The sequence below is a fragment of the Streptomyces malaysiensis subsp. samsunensis genome (genome assembly GCF_024519315.1).
In the GTDB taxonomy this organism is placed as follows: domain Bacteria; phylum Actinomycetota; class Actinomycetes; order Streptomycetales; family Streptomycetaceae; genus Streptomyces; species Streptomyces malaysiensis.
Genome location: NZ_JANIIC010000057.1, coordinates 43,297 through 58,772 on the forward strand (window position 1 = coordinate 43,297; position 15,476 = coordinate 58,772).

Annotated in this window: 11 protein-coding genes; 6 read left to right on the forward strand and 5 right to left on the reverse strand. The window is 71.5% G+C overall.

What is annotated here, in order from left to right; all coding sequences use genetic code 11:
• The first annotated feature begins 5 nt into the window (after positions 1–5).
• From NQU54_RS36790 to NQU54_RS36810, 5 genes are all read left to right on the forward strand, one after another.
• The gene (locus NQU54_RS36790; protein WP_069860599.1) at positions 6–599 is read left to right on the forward strand and encodes a (2Fe-2S)-binding protein; all 594 of its coding nucleotides are present in this window, start codon (positions 6–8) and stop codon (positions 597–599) included.
• The gene (locus tag NQU54_RS36795) at positions 596–1,597 is read left to right on the forward strand and encodes an FAD binding domain-containing protein (protein WP_257634796.1); all 1,002 of its coding nucleotides are present in this window, start codon (positions 596–598) and stop codon (positions 1,595–1,597) included. Before NQU54_RS36790 ends, NQU54_RS36795 begins: the two co-directional genes overlap by 4 nt.
• On the forward strand, positions 1,594–3,756 hold the full coding sequence (locus NQU54_RS36800) for a xanthine dehydrogenase family protein molybdopterin-binding subunit (protein WP_257634797.1): 2,163 nt from the start codon (positions 1,594–1,596) through the stop codon (positions 3,754–3,756). The genes NQU54_RS36795 and NQU54_RS36800 overlap by 4 nt, the downstream gene beginning before the upstream one ends.
• A gap of 10 nt (positions 3,757–3,766) precedes the next feature.
• A complete protein-coding gene (locus NQU54_RS36805; RefSeq protein ID WP_257634798.1) occupies positions 3,767–4,414 on the forward strand; it encodes a TetR/AcrR family transcriptional regulator in 648 nt (215 codons plus the stop codon).
• A gap of 82 nt (positions 4,415–4,496) precedes the next feature.
• A complete protein-coding gene (locus NQU54_RS36810; protein ID WP_257634799.1) occupies positions 4,497–5,390 on the forward strand; it encodes a lysozyme in 894 nt (297 codons plus the stop codon).
• 11 nt (positions 5,391–5,401) lie between these two features.
• Here the strand turns inward: NQU54_RS36810 and NQU54_RS36815 are convergent, their stop codons facing one another.
• The 3 genes from NQU54_RS36815 to NQU54_RS36825 all read right to left on the reverse strand — a co-directional run bounded on the left by NQU54_RS36815 (position 5,402) and on the right by NQU54_RS36825 (position 9,741).
• Positions 5,402–6,010: an extensin gene (locus NQU54_RS36815; protein ID WP_257634800.1), complete on the reverse strand. Its 609-nt coding sequence runs from the start codon at positions 6,008–6,010 to the stop codon at positions 5,402–5,404.
• Positions 6,011–6,175: 165 nt separating this feature from the next.
• Positions 6,176–7,450, reverse strand: a complete 1,275-nt coding sequence (locus tag NQU54_RS36820; protein WP_257634801.1) for an acyltransferase family protein — start codon at positions 7,448–7,450, stop codon at positions 6,176–6,178.
• Complete coding sequence (locus NQU54_RS36825) at positions 7,447–9,741, reverse strand: glycosyltransferase (protein ID WP_257634802.1); 2,295 nt, start codon at positions 9,739–9,741, stop codon at positions 7,447–7,449. The genes NQU54_RS36820 and NQU54_RS36825 overlap by 4 nt, the downstream gene beginning before the upstream one ends.
• 721 nt (positions 9,742–10,462) lie before the next feature.
• On the opposite strand from NQU54_RS36825, the gene NQU54_RS36830 reads away from it, so the two are divergent.
• Positions 10,463–11,647: an FAD-dependent monooxygenase gene (locus NQU54_RS36830; RefSeq protein ID WP_257634803.1), complete on the forward strand. Its 1,185-nt coding sequence runs from the start codon at positions 10,463–10,465 to the stop codon at positions 11,645–11,647.
• 81 nt (positions 11,648–11,728) lie between these two features.
• Here NQU54_RS36830 and NQU54_RS36835 read toward each other — a convergent pair whose 3' ends face one another.
• Positions 11,729–12,583, reverse strand: coding sequence for an ABC transporter permease (locus tag NQU54_RS36835; RefSeq protein ID WP_257634804.1), 855 nt, complete (start codon positions 12,581–12,583; stop codon positions 11,729–11,731).
• Positions 12,580–15,393 carry an alpha/beta fold hydrolase gene (locus NQU54_RS36840; protein WP_257634805.1) on the reverse strand — a complete coding sequence of 938 codons (2,814 nt, stop codon included), beginning with the start codon at positions 15,391–15,393 and terminating at the stop codon, positions 12,580–12,582. The genes NQU54_RS36835 and NQU54_RS36840 overlap by 4 nt, the downstream gene beginning before the upstream one ends.
• Positions 15,394–15,476: the final 83 nt, after the last annotated feature.

Here is a 15,476-nt window from a genome sequence, read left to right on the forward strand (position 1 = left end):
AATGTATGAGCCTCTCACATCACTCACCGAGCAGCGACATCACTTTGCGGATCAACGGCACGTCCCACTTCATGACCATCGACAACCGGACGACCCTGCTCGATGTGGTGCGCGAACGACTCGGGCTCACGGGCACCAAGAAGGGCTGTGACCACGGTCAGTGCGGGGCCTGCACGGTACTGGTCGACGGTGAGCGGGCGAACAGCTGCCTGATGTTCGCGGTGACCGCCGAGGGGCGCGAGATCGTCTCCATCGAGGGCGTATCGGCGCTGTCGGACGGCGGGGAACCGCACCCGGTGCAGCGCGCCTTCCTCGACCACGACGGGCTTCAGTGCGGCTACTGCACCCCGGGCCAGATCTGCTCCGCCATCGGGGCGCTGGGCGAGGCCGGGCGCGGCTGGCCCAGCCATGTCACCGAGGACACCGCCGCGGGGGTGGCCGATGCCTCGGCGCTGGACGCGCGGGAGGTGCGTGAGCGCATGAGCGGCAATCTGTGCCGCTGCGGCGCGTACAACGGCATCGTGGAGGCCGTGCTGGAGGCCGCGGGCGCCCAGGACCCGGCCACGGCCGCCGCGAGCGGTGCCGGAGGCGCCCGATGAAGGAGTTCGCCTACGCCCGCGCGGGCGACGCCGCCGAGGCCGCCGCGCTGATGGCCGAGCGCCCCGACGCCACCTATATCGGCGGGGGCACCAATCTGGTGGACCTGATGAAGCTCGGCGTCACCGGCCCCGGGCTGCTCATCGACGTCTCCCGGCTGCCGTACGACCGGATCGAGCACCGCGACGACGGCTCCGCGCTGATCGGCGCCACCGTGCGCAACGGCGCTCTGGCGGGCGATCCGGGCATCCGCGAGCGCTTCCCGCTGCTGTCCCAGGCGCTGCTGGCCGGGGCCTCCGGGCAGTTGCGCACGGTCGCCACGGTGGGCGGCAACCTGCTCCAGCGCACCCGCTGCGGGTACTTCCAGGACGTCACCAAGCCGTGCAACAAGCGCGAGCCGGGCAGCGGGTGTCCGGCGATCGAGGGGGCGCACCGCGATCTGGCCGTGCTGGGCACCTCCGACCACTGCGTGGCCTCCCATCCCTCCGATATGGCGGTGGCGCTGGTGGCGCTCGACGCGGTGGCGCATCTGCGGTCGGTGGACGGCGGCACCCGCACCGTCCCGGTGGCCGAGCTGTATGTGCTGCCCGGCGACACCCCGCACCGGGAGACCGTCCTGGACCGCGGCGACCTCATCACCGCCGTGGAGCTGCCCCCGCCGCCACCGGCCGCCCGGATGCGCTACCGCAAGGTGCGTGACCGCTGGTCGTACGCCTTCGCGCTGGTGAGCGTCGCCACCGCGGTGTCGGTGGCCGAGGACGGCTCGCTCGATGATGTACGGATCGCGCTCGGCGGGGTGGCGCCGCGGCCGTGGCGCGCCCGGATCGCCGAGGAGCGGCTGCGCGGCGCCCGGCCCGATGAGAAGACGCTGCGGGAAGCGGCGCGGGCCGAGCTGGCCGGGGCACGGCCGCTGCCGGACAACGCCTTCAAGGTCGACCTGGCCACTGATCTGATCGTCGCGGGCGTCCGCGACCTCGTCGCGAGGAAGGATCGCGCATGACCACCGTCGAGCAGAGCATCGGCGCCCCGATGACCCGGGTCGACGGCCTGGACAAGGTGACCGGCGCGGCGCGCTACGCCTATGAGTTCCCCACCCAGGACGTCGGCTACGTATGGCCGGTGCAGGCAACGGTCGCCCGTGGCCGGGTGACGGAGGTCGATCCCGCCCCGGCGCTGGCCCTGCCCGGTGTGCTGACGGTGCTCGACCACACCAACGCCCCGCGGCTGAACGCCGAGGCGGAGGTGAGCGCGGACCTGTTCGTGCTCCAGTCCCCTCGGGTGGCGTACCACGGCCAGATCGTGGCCGCCGTGGTGGCCACCTCACTGGAGGCGGCGCGCGAGGGCGCGGCGGCGGTCCGGGTGCGCTATGAGCGGGAGCCGCACGATGTGGTGCTGCGCGCCGACGACGAGCGGCTGGAGATCGCCGAGACGGTGACCGACGGCAGCCCGGGGTTGGTCGAGCGCGGTGACGCCGACGCGGCCTGGGCCGCCGCCCCGGTGCGGGTGGACGGGACGTACACCACTCCGGTGGAGCATCCGAGCCCGATGGAGCCGCATGCCACCATCGCGGTGTGGGACGAGGACCGGCTGACGCTGTTCAACTCCGACCAGGGTCCCTATATGAGCGCGCAGCTGCTGTCCGCGCTGTTCGGGATCGAGCTGAGCGCGGTGGAGGTCGTCGCCGAGTACATCGGCGGGGGCTTCGGGTCCAAGGGCATTCCGCGCTCACCGACCGTGCTCGCGGCGCTCGCCGCACGGGACGTCGGACGGCCGGTGAAGATCGCCCTGACCCGGCAGCAGATGTTCCAGCTGGTGCCCTACCGCTCCCCCACGATCCAGCGGGTGCGGCTGGGTGCCGAGCGCGACGGCCGGCTGACGGTGATCCAGCACGAGTCGGTGCAGCAGCGCTCGACCCTGGTGCCGTTCGCCGACCAGACGGTGTCCTCGACACGGATGATGTACGCGGCGCCCAGCGCCCGTACGACGGTGAGGGTGGCGCCGCTGGATGTGATGACACCCGCCTGGTTCCGGGCCCCCGGCCACACCCCGGGGATGTTCGCGCTGGAATCGGCCGTCGACGAGCTGGCCGAGGCGCTGGGCATGGACCCGATCGAGCTGCGGATCCGCAATGAGCCGGAGCTCGACCCGGAGAGCGGCAAGCCGTTCAGCAGCCGCAACCTGGTGGCCTGTCTGCGCGAGGGCGCGGCGCGCTTCGGCTGGGAGCACCGCGATCCGACACCGGGGATCCGGCGCGAGGGGCGCTGGCTGGTCGGCACCGGTGTGGCCGCCTCGCACCACCCGGACTACACCTTCCCCTCCTCCGCGGTGGCGCGCGCCGAGGAGGACGGCACCTACCGGGTGCGCATCGGCGCGGCCGACCTCGGCACGGGCGCCCGCACCGCGCTCACCCAGGTGGCGGCGGACGCGCTCGGCATTCCGCTGTCGCGGCTGCGGCTGGAGATCGGCCGTGCGTCGCTGGGCATGGCGCCGTTCGCGGGCGGTTCGCTCGGCACCGCCTCCTGGGGCTGGGCGGTGGACAAGGCGTGCCGTGCGCTGCTGAAGAAGCTGGACGGCTACGCGGGTGTGGTCCCGGAAGGCGGTCTTGAGGTGGTGGCCGACACCACCGAGGACGTGGGGCGGCGGGCGGATCTGTCGCGGCACACCTTCGGGGCGCAGTTCGCCCAGGTGCGGGTGGACTCCGACACCGGTGAGATCCGGGTGGACCGGATGCTGGGGGTGTTCGCGGCCGGGCGGATCGTCAATCCGCGTACCGCGCGCTCGCAGTTCCTGGGGGCCATGACGATGGGTCTGTCGATGGCGCTGCTGGAGATCGGCGAGGTCGATCCGGTCTTCGGCGACTTCGCCAACCATGACTTCGCGGGCTATCACATCGCCGCCCACGCCGATGTCCCGCGGCTGGACGTGGTGTGCCTGGAGGAGAGCGACAACACCTCCAACCCGGTGGGCGCCAAGGGTATCGGCGAACTGGGCCTCGTGGGCGCGGCGGCGGCCATCGGCAACGCCTTCCACCATGCGACCGGCGAGCGGGTACGGGATCTGCCGATCCGCATCGAGCGTTCGCGGGAGGCGCTGAAGGCGGCCCGGTCCGCTGAAAAGCGCAGGCCAGGGGCGGGTGAGCCGGAGTCACGGGTCGGGTAGGGTCACCCGAATGGCACCCACTCCGAAAGGACGCGCCACCTACCACCACGGCGACCTGGCCGCCGCGCTGGTGCAGACGACCCTGGAAATCATCGACGAGGTCGGGGTGCGTGGCTTCTCCGTGGCGGAGGCCGCGCGCCGCACCTGTGTGAGTCCCGGTGCGCCGTACCGCCATTTCGCCGACCGTGACGCGCTGCTCGCGGCCGCCGCGCTGGAGGTCTCGCGGCGGCTGCGGGCCATCTACCTCGAGACCGCGGCCGACGTCGGGTCGGCCCAGGAGCGGCTGGCGACGGTGGCGGGCACCTTCGTGCGGACGGCCGCCCGCTACCGCGGCGGGCTGGACATCCTTTTCGCGCCGGGGCTGCGGGCCACCCATCCGGAGCTACGGGACAGCACCCGGGAGTTCGTCGATCTGCTGCTGCCGAGCGCCTTCGAGGTGGTCGCCCCGGGCGACGCCGCGGTGACCGCCGTGGCCCTGCTCGACGCTCTGCACGCGCTCGCCCGGGGCTATGTCGCCCAATTGCTCGAAGGGAAGTTCGGCGATCCGGATGATGTGGTCGAGGAGGTCGCCACCCGTGCGACCCGGGCCGCACGGGCGCTGGTGGCGGGCTACGGCGTGTCTTCGGGACCCGTCGGAGAGGGGTGCGGGGACCGCTGACGGAGGGACAGAATTTCTTCTTCCGCTTCACGTTCTTCGTTCGGCGCGCATACCGTCGATGCGGAACGGATCGGAGGAACAGATGTCCCTGAAATCCGGTAACGCCCATCGGGCCCCTTCGCGTCTGCGCTCGCCCTACGCCATCGGCGGACTGGGAGTGGTGGTCACCGCCGCCGTCCTCGCCACCCTCGTACCGGCCACGGCCTCGACGACCGACCCCGACCACGACGCCGGCACCGACCCGGCCCCCGCATCGTCCGTTCCGCACCCCGAGCGGGACTGGATGGGCTCGACCATCGCCCACCACGAGCGGACCGACCCCAACGCCCTGCCCAGGTCCACCAGAGCCGCCTCGGTGGAGGGTGTGGACGTCAGCGACCATCAGGGTTCGGTCGACTGGGCGGCCCTCTGGGACGACAACGTCCGATTCGCCTATGTGAAGGCCACCGAGAGCACGACGTACAAGAACCCCTCGTTCGCCTCGCAGTACAACGGCTCCTTCGAGCAGGGCATGCTCCGCGGCGCCTACCACTTCGCCCTGCCGGATCGCTCCGGCGGCACCCGTCAGGCGGACTTCTTCGTCGCCAACGGAGGCGACTGGTCGGACGACGGCAAGACGCTGCCGCCCGTCCTGGACCTCGAGTACAACCCGTACGGAGCAACCTGCTACGGCCTGACCGCCTCGCAGATCGTGAACTGGATCGGCGACTTCGCCGCGCGGGTCAAGGAGCGCACCGGACGTCAGCCGGTGATCTACACGACCACCGGCTGGTGGAAGACGTGCACCGGCAACAGCTCCGCCTTCGCCGAGCGGAACCCGCTGTGGCTGGCGCGGTACGCCGCCACTCCCGGGCCCCTGCCGGCCGGGTGGAAGACCCACACCCTGTGGCAGTACACCTCCAGCGGGCCGCTGGTGGGCGACCACAACAGGTTCAACGGAAGCCTGGCGGGCCTCAGGGAGCTGGCCTCGGGGTGAGGCGGCGGCGCTCAGCCGCCGAGCACACCGCCGACTCCGCCGAGCACACCGTCGAGGGTGTCCCCGACACCGTCCACCAGGCCGCCCACCAGGCCCTTGCCGTGGTGACCGCCCTGGCCGGGGGGCTGCGACGGCTCGCCGGGCCGCTGCGACGGAGTGGTCGGATCCGGGCTCGGGGTCGTCTCGCTCTCGCTCGGTGCGGAGGGCCGCTCCGAGGGGACCTGGTCGTCCCGCTGCGCCGGGGTGGGGGCCGCCTCGGTGGGCGCGGCCTTGGAGGGGGCCGCGTCCGGGGTGGCATGGGTGGTGGGCCGCTGGGCGCTCCGGTCCGTACCCCCGCCACCGGGGGTGGCGGCGTCCGTGTGGTCGGAGATGAGCTTGGGCTTCGCGGACTCGCTGGGCGAGACATGGCTCCGCGCGGGCGTGTGATCGGCGGTGGGCTCGATGTCGGGCGCCTGGGCCTGCTGCGCGTTCACATCGGAGCGGGCCTCCACGGACTTGTCACCGCCGACCGTCGAGTTGAGGCCGATGGCTATGGTTCCGGCCACTCCGAGGGCGGTGGCCGCCTTGAGCGTCGTGGCACGCGCCTGCTGTGCGGCGGTCGGTCGGCTATGTCGACCCATTTCGCTGGTCTCCCCGTAATGGCATGGGTTGGGTGCAGTGCTCCGGAAGGTCCGGTTCCCGGCGGAACCGGCGTCCGACGCACACGTGTTACACAGTAAAGAACGAGCCAGATGATAACCACGGTCCCCCGGTGTACGGCCACCCGTACACCGGGGAACGTGTGTTCATCCCTGGCCCGCGGCCTCCGGATAGAAGTCGCGGGGACGGCCGCGACCGTCCTTGAGCTTGCCGAGCAGGCTCGCCGGGTACTCGATGACCCAGTAGCTCACCGCGGCGCCGGCCACGGCCACCACCATCACGATGACCACGGCGAGCGGGAAGCCCTCCTGGCCGTCGGGGGGCAGCAGCCCGGCGTTGTACAGCGCCAGCATGATCGGCTCATGCCAGACGAAGAGGCTGTAGCTGGCCAGCCCCACACCGGTGAGCCAGCGCACCGTGAGACACCGGTGCCACCGCCCCCGCCGCCGCACATGGATGGTGCTGTAGAGCAGCACCATCCACAGCAGGGCGGACAGCGGATGGTAGAAGGTGGTGAGGAAGTCCTCCGCCTCCGTACCGCACAGGGACAGCAGATACAGCCCCACGACGGCGGCCACCCGCAGCGGGATCGCCACCTTCGCGTGGAGCTGTCCCCGGTCGCCGAGGGCCACCATCAGCACCGCGAGGCCCATGCCCGCCGCGAACCCGCCGAAGCGGGCCTGCGGACCGAAGAACACCGGCCATTCGGTGTGCGGGATGTCCAGCCCGTAGCGGGCGACCGCGATCCAGATGAACGGCCCGATGTACAGCAGGGCACATCCCACGGCGCACACCGCCACCCGCGAGGCCCTCCGGCGCAGCGGACGGCAGGCGCGGGCGGCCAGGGGGCCGAGCGCCACCAGCACCACATAGAACATGATTTCCAGCGACAGCGACCAGGTGGGGCCGATCGTGTAGAAGATCTGCTCCTGGTCGAAGACCTGGGTGAAGGTGAGGTGGCGCACCAGATCGGACCACTCGCCGGGCAGAGTGGGGTTGCGGGTGGCCCAGACGAACGTGACCGCCAGGAAGTACAGCGGGACGATCCGGATGGCCCGCCGGAAGAGGAACACCCGGCCGGGGCGGGTCGAGCCCCCGTCGATCGCCGCCCGTGCGTAGGACAGCGTCAGCAGATACGCGGACAGGACGAAGAAGAAGTCGATGACCTCCAGCGACACCAGCGCGTTCGCGTACCGGTTGGGCACCGGTGAGTGGGCGCCGTCCCGGTCGTAGGTGAAGTACTGCTGCCAGACGTGGAAGACGACCGTGAGCAGCGCCGCCGTTCCCCTGAAGCCCTGGATCTCCGCGTTCATCCGGTTCCGTGCGGGCGCGCCCTTGGCGGGCGTGGCCTTGGCCGGCCGAGGTCCGGTGGCGGAGGCGGAGGCGGAGGCGGAGGTGATGGTCGTGGACAGGGTGCTCATGTCCGCTTCACCGCCTTCTCACCGGGCCGGGGGGTGACCCGCCACTGGCGGTCCCGCAGCACCTCCTTGAGGAGCGACTGACGGGCCACGATGTTCTTGAAGTGGCTGTAGAAGAAGGTGGACACCAGCAGATACCGCCAGAACCACGCCCTGCGGCGGCGCAGTTCGGGGACCGCGAGCCGCCAGGCGAACATCGCCTGGACCAGCCCGGCGGACAGGGTCAGCAGGGTGGCCAGCAGGCAGACCGGCACCGCCCAGTCGAGCTGGTCCACTCCGCCCGCGCGCCACGCCGAGTACAGCAGCACGGGCAGGATCTGGAGGGTCAGCCACGGCTGGATCTCCCGCCAGCCCAGCAGCACCAGCAGCCCCGCCTTCTGGCGGGTGGTGAAGGCCGGGGAGCGCAGCCCGCGCCACAGGTACTTCAGCGACACCTGGAGCCAGCCCTGTGCCCAGCGCGAGCGCTGGTTCCACAGCGCCCTGAGGGTGGTGGGCGCCAGTTCGCGCGAGATGAGCGTGCGGTCGGTGGCGATCCGGGAGCCCTCTTGCAGGGCGCGCATCGAGGAGTCGATGTCCTCGGTGAGCATGGTGCCGTGCATCCGGGTCCGGGCGAGCAGATCGGTGCGCCAGAAGCCGTTGGAGCCGCCGAAGACACCGAAGGTGTAGAGCCGGGTCCGGCCGGGGTGGCTGACGGCGTAGATGGCCTCGAACTCCACGCCCACCAGCTTGGACACCCATGAGCTCTCGCCGTTGCGGACCACGCAGTGGCCCTGAACCACGTCATAGCCGTTGGAGAGCCAGTGCCAGGCGTGCTGGAAGGCGTCGGGCACCGGGTGGTGGTCGGCGTCGAAGATGCCGACGAACTCACCGCGCACCCGGGTGACCGCGGCGTTGACGTTCTGTGCCTTGGAGGTGCTGCCCGCCACCGGCATCAGCACCAGCCGCGGATCGCGGCGGGCCATCTCCCGCAGGGTCTCCTCGACGGGCATGGGGTGCGGCGTGTTGTACGCGAGCACGATCTCCAGCTCGTTGGGGTAGTCCAGGCGCAGGAAGGACTCGATGGTGTCGACGATGGTCGCGGCCTCATTGGGCAGATAGGCGGCGATGACCGCGCTGGCCGGTGGATACGGCTGCGCGGGCCGCTCGGGCCGGGGTTTGGCGTCGAGCGAGAAGAGGCACTCCAGCACGATCAGCACGGCGGAGAGCACCAGGCCGGACACCACGACCCAGTACGCGGCCGAGCCGACGTCCCAGCCCAGTTCGTACATCTGCTGATAGAAGACGAAGGGGATGCCCACCCCGAAGAGGAGCACCAGGACGGGCGAGAGCGCCGACAGCAGGGCGCGGAGCGCACCGGCGAGGGTACGACGGCCCCGGCGGTGGGTGCCGCGCATCCACGCCGCGTACTTCACCGGCCGCAGATCCCGGTGGCGGATCGACTCGTCGACCGCGTTCCGGGCGTTGGCGACGGCCTGGGCGCGGTCCGCGCAGTCGGCCAGCGGGGTCCAGCCGATGGCCGGGGTGAGCCGCACGTTCTCATCGGCGACGACGAAGCGGGTCCCGGCCACGGCGTTGGCGAACTTCTCCAGGTCGCGGCGCGCGATGTCCTCGTCCACTCCGGGCATCAGCATCAGCAGATGGCCGTCGTCGTCCCAGCCGAGCCGGTCACAGACGCCGCCCAGCTTCTCCGCCACTCCCGCGAGACGTTCGGCGACCTCACGGCGCACCCGCGGCCCCAGCCGGGCTTCGAGGGCCGCTATCTCGGCGACGCCGACCATGGCGACGACGCCACCGCTGCGGCTGTCGTCGACCCGCTTGAGTTCCCGGTCGAGTTCGCCCAGGAAGTGGGGCTGGGAGTACAGGCCGGTGCGCGGGTCGAGCAGCAGGTTCTCGACCGGGACCGGGACCCGGCGCAGTTTGGCCTCGATCCGGGCGGAGAGCTCGACGGGGTCGGAGCTCTCCAGCACACAGTCGTCGGCGCCGCCGCGCAGCATGTCGGCGACGCCGCTGGGGCCGGGGTCGGAGGTGACCATGAGCAGGGGGACCGCACGTCCCGCGGGCACGGCACGGACCTCTTGTATCACCTCCAGGCCCTCGTGGGCGTCGTCCAGAGCGACGATCGCGTCCGGTGGGGAGTGCCGCATCTGACGGCTGACGTCGCCGGGCGCCGCATGGCTCACCTCATGCCCGGTCGAGACGAGTGTCCGGGTCAGCCGGTCCAGTCCGGGGCCCGGTGTGCCGACCGCCAGCACATGCCCGCTCGGTCCCGCCAGGCCGCCGCGAGCGGCTGGCACGGGTTGCTGGGATTCGCGTGATCGTGGGTGGTGCGAAGTGAGCACCTTCGTGGTTCCTTTCTGGAAAAGTGCGTCACCGAACGGGCCGTGGGCAGGCCGACGTTCCGGCCCGGGTCCAGGCAGACCACGTGGCCCGTGGGCATGCGCACAGGGGGCATGCGCCTACGGGCAGGCCGGAGGACGGCGTCGCCGGGAAGGCCGGGGCGATCCGCCGTTCGGTGAGTGGAGAGAGGCGGCTACGCCGCGACCGTGGCCGATCCGCGCGGGGAGAGGTGAGCTCTCCGGCTCGGTCTGGGGCAGACGATGGCGACGGCGGCGGGGCACACGCGAAGGTGCTCCAGCGAATTGCGCATAAGGTCCCATCCTGTTCGGATCGTGGGGGGCGGACCGAACGTCAACCAGTGCGGGCCGACCGATCTTTTGCGCTGACCGGTCAGAATCCCAGTCTCATCGATCACTACAGAACCACACAACACATGGAAGTAACACTCTCATTAACCAATGAGAGAGTTCCGCCACTCTCCGGCCGACCGCCCCCGGGCTCAACCGGCTCCAACTCCCCTGCGGAACCCGGGTGTCGGAGCTCTGTCGGCGTGGCGTCGGCAGGGCGTCGGCGGGGCCCGGATCCGGCGTCGGTGTCGCGTCGGTGCGGTGTCGGTGCCTCCGGCCAGGCTTTTCCGGGACGCCACATTCGGTGATTGAATTCGGAAGGGACAACACCATGCGGAATACACGACGGGTCCTGATTTCCGGGGCCAGTATCGCCGGACCCGCCCTCGCCTACTGGCTGAATCTCTATGGTTTCCGGGTCACGGTCGTGGAGCGCGCCCCGGGGCCGCGCCCGGGCGGACAGGCGATCGACGTGCGAGGTCCGGCGCTGGAGGTGTGCGAGCGCATGGGTGTGCTGGAGGAGATCCGGGCGCGCCGTACCGGGCTGCGCGGAATGTCGATGGTCGACGACAACGGAAAGGAGCTCTTCAGCACCACCGAGCACACCGCGAGTGGCGGAAGTCTCAGCAGCACCGACATCGAAATTCTCCGGGACGATCTGTCCTCGGTTCTCCTGACCGCGGGCGGCGACGGGATCGAGTATCTCTACAACGATTCAATCGCCGCACTCGCCCAGGGCACGGATGAGGTGGCGGTCACGTTCCACCGGGGCGATTCCCGCGCCTTCGACATCGTGGTGGCGGCCGACGGGGTGCACTCCTCCACCCGGGCGCTGGTCTTCGGCCCGGAGGAGAACTTCCTTCGCCATCTCGGAGGTTATCTGGGTGTGTGGACGGTGCCGAACTATCTGGGTCTGGACCGCTGGGAGGTCATCTACCAGATGCCCGGCGATGTCTGGGGCGGCATGGTGATGAGTGTCCGCGACAACACCGAGGCCCGGGTCTTCGTCGGCGTCCACTCGGACGAACCGCCCGCCACCTTCCTCGGCTCCCGGTCCGTCTCCGACCAGAAGCGGCTGGTGGCCGAGCGGTACAAGGACGCGCGCTGGGAGATGCCACGGCTGCTGGAGTACATGTGGGGAGCGCCCGACTTCCACTTCGACGCGACCGCCCAGATCCATATGGACTCCTGGTCCAGGGGCCGGGTGACCCTGGTCGGCGACGCCGGGTACTGCGGCTCGCCGATGTCGGGGCAGAGCACCAGCATGGCCGTGGTCGGCGCGTATGTCCTGGCGGGCGAGCTCAAGGCCGCGGGCGGCGACCACACCGCGGCCTTCGCCGCCTACGAGCGCGAGCTGCGTGGCTATGCGACCGCCAACCAGCAGCTCGCGCTGGACAACCAGGCCCGGCAGGAGGCCCAGGAGCCCTCGGCCGGGCAGGAGACGGACACCAACCCGACCCATATCGGCGACAGCTTCTACGAGGTGGTCAACTCCTACACCCTCAAGGACTACTGACCCGGCCCGGACGGCCGGGCCGGGTCAGAACACCACGCCCGGGTCGGGACACCACGCCCGAGTCGGGACACCACGCCCGGGTCAGGACACCACGTCCTTGCGGCCGAAGCCACGGAAGGCGAACGCGAAGAGCACCAGCGCGTAGGCGACGGACACCGAGACGCCCTTCACCATTCCGCCCCACTCCAGGTGGGGCTGGAGTGCGTCCGCCCACGCGAACTGCCAGTGCGCGGGCAGAAAGTCGCGCCAGGAGCCGAGCGCCGTGACCGCGTCCAGCACATTGCCCACGATGGTGAGCCCCACCGCACCGCCCACCGCTCCCAGCGGTGCGTCGGTGACGGTCGAGAGCCAGAACGCCAGGGCGGCCGTGACCAGCTGGGAAAGGAAGATGTACAGCACCACGAGGGCGAGCCGGGCGAGGGCGTCCCCGATGGGCAGTTCACCGCCCGTGGGCAGCCGCAGCGGCCCCCAGCCGTACGCCACGGTGCCCACCGCGAGCGCGACCAGTGGCAGCAGCACCATGGCGGCCGCGCTGAACACCAGGGCCACCGTCAGCTTGCTCACCAGCAGCCGGGCCCGGGGCACGGGCGCGGCCAGCAGATAGCGCAGCGAGGACCAGCTGGCCTCGGAGGCCACGGTGTCGCCGCAGAACAGCGCCACTGGCACCACCAGCAGAAAGGCGGCCGAGACGAACAGCGCGGTGGCGGCGAGGTTGGCGCCGGAGGCGGTGGCCGTGGCCATCAGGGTGACCCGGTCGTCCCGCCCCTCGGGGGTGCCGCCGATGGCGAACGCGACGACGAGGACGAACGGCAGCAGCGCCAGCACCAGCGCCATCACCAGGGTCCGGCGCCGGCGCAGCTGCCGTACCGCCTCGACCCGCAGCGGCAGGGTGTGATGGGCCCGGTAGCCGGGCGCGACCTGGGTCACGGAGCTCACGCGGATCCTCCTTCGATCAGCGTCAAGAAGGCGTCTTCCAGGCGCCGGTTGGGCCCGAAGCTGGTCACCGGGATCTCCAGCCGCACCAGCTCGGCGAGCAGCCGTGCCGGGCCGGTCCCGTCGAGCTGGACGAGCAGTCCGTCGGCGGTACGGCGGGCGGAGATGACACCGGGCAGCACGCTCACCTTGCCGATGAGACCCTCGCTCAGCTCGCCGTCATGGCTCACCAGCACACTGCCGCCGCTGCCGGTGATCTCACCGACCGGGCCCGCCTGGATCAGCCGCCCCCGGTCCATGACGACCAGATGGGTGCAGGACTGCTCGACCTCCGCCAGGAGATGGCTGGAAACGATCACCGTACGGCCCGCGGCGGCGTACCGGATCATCACCTCGCGCATCTCGCGGATCTGCGGCGGGTCCAGGCCGTTGGTCGGTTCATCGAGGATCAGCAGATCGGGCAGGCCCAGCATGGCCTGGGCGATGGCGAGCCGCTGCCGCATGCCCTGGGAGTAGGTGCGCACCGCGCGCTCCAGCGCACTGCCCAGGCCCGCGATCTCCAGGGCCTCCTCGATATGGGCGTCGGTGGCGGGGCGGCCGGTGGCCTGCCAGTACAGCTCGAGGTTGGCGCTGCCGGTCAGATGCGGCAGGAAGCCCGCACCCTCGACGAAGGCGCCGACGCGGGAGAGCACGGGCGCACCGGGCCTGATGGCCTGGCCGAAGACGCGGATCTCGCCGTCGTCGGGGGCGATCAGCCCCATCAGCATGCGCAAGGTGGTGGTCTTGCCCGCGCCGTTGGGCCCGAGGAGCCCGAGCACCTGCCCCTTCTCCACGCGGAAGGACAGCTCGCGCACCGCGTAGCGGTCGGCGGACTTGGCGTAGCGCTTGCTCAGACCGGTGATCTGGAGCGGCACATCGGCCAGTTCGGGGTCGGGCGCGGGAGTGGCCGTACGCCGTCTGCCGGTCAGCAGCAGCCCGAGCGCCACCACGGCCGCGCCGAGCGGCAGCCCCCACACCCATGCGGGCAGCGGGGCGGGCTGGGTCCGCACCCCGGCCGCGGTGGGCACCGTCAGGCCGCCGTCCACCAGCGAGGCCGTGTAGGTGGCGGGCTCGGTCGGGGAGGCGTAGCCGAGGTCGGTGGAGGAGAGGACGAGCCGCAGCCGGTGGCCCGCGATGAGCTCGTGGTCGACGGCGGGCAGCCGGACGGTGACGGTGCGGCCCTGCTCGGCGCCGGTGACGCGGAGCGGCGCGACCAGCTGTTCGGGCAGCACCCGCTGTCCGTCCGGCCCCACGTCGTAGACCTTGGCGAAGAGGACGGCGTCCTCGGTGTCGGCCTTGACCCGCACCTTCACCTCGGGCGAGCCGGTGATCCGCAGGGGCCGGTCCAGCGGCGCCGAGTCGAACCGGGCGAACTGGCCGGGGATGTCGAGGGAGAGGCCGACGCCGAGCGAGGACGCCTGGGACAGCGCGGCGATGCCCGGCACAGTGGAGATGGACGGCGGCCCCGCCCCGGGCGGGTTGGCGAAGGACTGCTCGCGGCCGCGCAGCGCCACCGTCCGGGTGCGGTCGCCGAGGCCCGGGTAGCGGTCGCCGGTGGCGCCACGCAACTGGATCGCGCCGTTGGTGGTGTCCACACCGCCGGTTCGGCTGATGCGGAAGGCGGGCCCGGTGTCGGTGCCCTTGTCACCCTTGAGATAGCGGTCGAACCAGGCGCGGGTGCGCGCCGCCACCCGCGAGGTCTCGCGGTCGCCGCCGTCATGTCCCCCGGCGGTCCAGTCGACGGCGACCGGCGCCCCGTTGGCCCGGATCGCCTTGGCCATGGCGTCGGCCTGGCCGAGGGGGAAGAGGGAGTCGGCCTGCCCCTGGAGGATCAGCGTGGGGGTCTTGATCCGGTCGGAGACGGCGGAGGGGCTGCGGGCCTCGAGCAGCCGGCGGGCGGCGGCGTCGGGCTTCCCGGCGACCGCGACCCGCTCGTACATCTCGCACAGCTGCTTCTCGAAGCGGCCGCAGCCCAGACCGCCCTCGGCAGTCCCCCCGTTCGTGTCTCCTCCGCCGTTCGTGTCTCCCGGGCCCGCCTGGGCGCCCTGGCCCGTGGTGCCGTTGGCTCCTCCCTGACCGCCGGGACCTCCCTGGCCCATTCCCCCGCTCGCGCCTCCGGCGCCGCTCGTGTCCCCCTGGCCGCCCTGGGCCCCGGTGAGGTCGGCCGAGCCGGTGGTGAAGAACAGCCCGGCCCAGAGCTTCTTGTAGACACCGTTCGGGAAGAGCGCGTCGGCGAGGTTCCAGTAGGTGATCTCGGGCGCGATGGCGTCCACCCGGCGGTCGTATCCGGCGGCGAGCAGGGAGATCGCCCCACCGTAGGAGGCGCCGGCGACACCCACCCGGGGGTCGCCCTGACGGTCCAGGCGCACCTCGGGACGCTCGGCCAGCCAGTCGATCAGCCGCCGCACATCGGCCACCTCGTGGTCCGGGTCATTGAGCCCGATCTTCCCGGTGGATGTGCCGAAGCCGCGCGCCGACCAGGTCAGCACGGCGTATCCGTCGCGGGCCAGCGCTTCGGCCTGGTCGCGTACGTCGTCCTTGCTGCCGCCGAAGCCGTGGGCGAGCAGGACCGCGGGCCTGCGGCCGCCGCCCGCGGTGAAGTACGAGGTGTCGATGCGCGCCCCCGGCATGTCCAGCACGCGGTCCTGGCGGTGCACGGCCGGCCGGTCGCCGGGGGCGGCGACCGCCCAGGTGCCGGCGCCCGCGAGGACGGCCGCGGCGGCCACGGCGGCGGCCAGGCGCCGGCCCCGCGGCCGGGTCTTTCGGAGATCCATAGCTGAACCCTAGAAGGAGGATGCGAACGGCGGCGCTGACACCAGACGGATTCTCGTCCCCTCCCGGGGGAGTACCCGGACAC

Excerpts from the sequence above, each read along its gene's own strand:
- NQU54_RS36790 (WP_069860599.1), top strand. The coding sequence starts at position 6 with ATGAGCCTCTCACATCACTCACCGAGCAGCGACATCACTTTGCGGATC.
- NQU54_RS36795 (WP_257634796.1), top strand. The coding sequence starts at position 596 with ATGAAGGAGTTCGCCTACGCCCGCGCGGGCGACGCCGCCGAGGCCGCC.
- NQU54_RS36800 (WP_257634797.1), top strand. The coding sequence starts at position 1,594 with ATGACCACCGTCGAGCAGAGCATCGGCGCCCCGATGACCCGGGTCGAC.
- NQU54_RS36805 (WP_257634798.1), top strand. The coding sequence starts at position 3,767 with ATGGCACCCACTCCGAAAGGACGCGCCACCTACCACCACGGCGACCTG.
- NQU54_RS36810 (WP_257634799.1), top strand. The coding sequence starts at position 4,497 with ATGTCCCTGAAATCCGGTAACGCCCATCGGGCCCCTTCGCGTCTGCGC.
- NQU54_RS36815 (WP_257634800.1), bottom strand. The coding sequence starts at position 6,010 with ATGGGTCGACATAGCCGACCGACCGCCGCACAGCAGGCGCGTGCCACG.
- NQU54_RS36820 (WP_257634801.1), bottom strand. The coding sequence starts at position 7,450 with ATGAGCACCCTGTCCACGACCATCACCTCCGCCTCCGCCTCCGCCTCC.
- NQU54_RS36830 (WP_257634803.1), top strand. The coding sequence starts at position 10,463 with ATGCGGAATACACGACGGGTCCTGATTTCCGGGGCCAGTATCGCCGGA.
- NQU54_RS36840 (WP_257634805.1), bottom strand. The coding sequence starts at position 15,393 with ATGGATCTCCGAAAGACCCGGCCGCGGGGCCGGCGCCTGGCCGCCGCC.